This window comes from Vibrio sp. 1731 (assembly GCF_033339955.1).
GTDB classification, from domain to species: Bacteria; Pseudomonadota; Gammaproteobacteria; order Enterobacterales; family Vibrionaceae; genus Vibrio; species Vibrio alginolyticus.
Window position 1 is genome coordinate 1 of sequence record NZ_JAWOVO010000115.1, and the last position, 1,186, is coordinate 1,186.

General features: G+C 46.3%; 1 protein-coding gene. It reads right to left on the reverse strand.

Going from position 1 to position 1,186, the window contains the following annotated elements; all coding sequences use genetic code 11:
- A partial coding sequence (locus tag R7035_RS25565) for an exopolysaccharide biosynthesis polyprenyl glycosylphosphotransferase (RefSeq protein WP_318146361.1) occupies positions 1–1,123 on the reverse strand: 1,123 nt, incomplete at its 3' end.
- Positions 1,124–1,186 lie beyond the last annotated feature (63 nt).

Consider the following 1,186-nt stretch of genomic DNA (forward strand, 5'->3'; position numbering starts at 1 on the left):
CTTGTAATACGTTGATAAACTGCGGCAGTTCGTCTAATGAGGTGCGACGTAGAAAACCGCCAAACGGAGTAATACGAGGGTCGTTTTTCGTGGCTTGCTTGATGTTTGGGCCTTGATCCATCGTCGTCATCGAGCGGAACTTCCAAACTTCGATTTTTCGACCGTCCAAACCATAACGATGCTGCTTAAATATTACAGGGCCTTTTGACGTCAACTTAATACCAATGGCGATAGCAAGCAGGATTGGTGATATCAACACTAAGATAATGCTAGAGAACAAAATGTCTTCGAAGCGTTTAATCCAGGATGAAACGCCAGCAAAAGGCGTATCGAACACGCTGAGAGTTTGAACTTGACCAATTTGATCCCAGCGAGAATGGAGCAGGTTGTAAGTAAAGAAATCCGGGATCAGATAAGTGTTCGCTGTGGTGTCGGAGAACTGGTTCAGGATGGAAGCAATGCGCTCTTTAGCATGCATTGGCATCGCAATGTATACGTAATCGACTTCTCCTCGTTTTGCCCGTTCTAACGCTTGGTTTACCGCGCCTTTGATTGGGTATTCGGAGCTAGGCAATCTGTCGCTAGAGCGTTCGTCATAGAAGCCGTCAAATAGAACACCATGCTCGGTGTGGTTTTGAATCTCGTTGGCAAGGGTAATGCCGTGAGGGGTCTGGCCGATGATGATAGCGGTGCGTGTGTTGAAGCCCATTTTTCGCAAATAGGCCAAAACGGTACGAAAGGTTACTCGCCACGCCAACAGTAATGCCGGCGTAATAGTAACCCATAACGCTAAGATACTGCGGTCAAACAAAGGGTAAACTTCGGAAAAGTAAAGCACCATGAAAAGTAGGGCGCTTGTCATTAACCACGACATGCAAACAATGAACATTTGCTCTCTAAATGAGCTTGTCCGCCATGAGCGATATAGGTTGCCGCTCTCCGCCATAAACAAAAATGAAATACCCCCGACGAAGGACAAGATGACGTAGTCCTTATCCATCGAGGTATTTGTGTCTTTCAATACTAGGAGCAGCATAAAGGTGACAATGACAGCAAGATCTGAGAGGCGATATAAAAAAGCGAACTCCATCTCATAAGAACGAATTAGTCCTTTGTGTTTCATGACCTAGTTTCCCTTCTAGCACGCTACCGCCATTGGGGTGATTGCCCAATAGCCGTGTCGCGA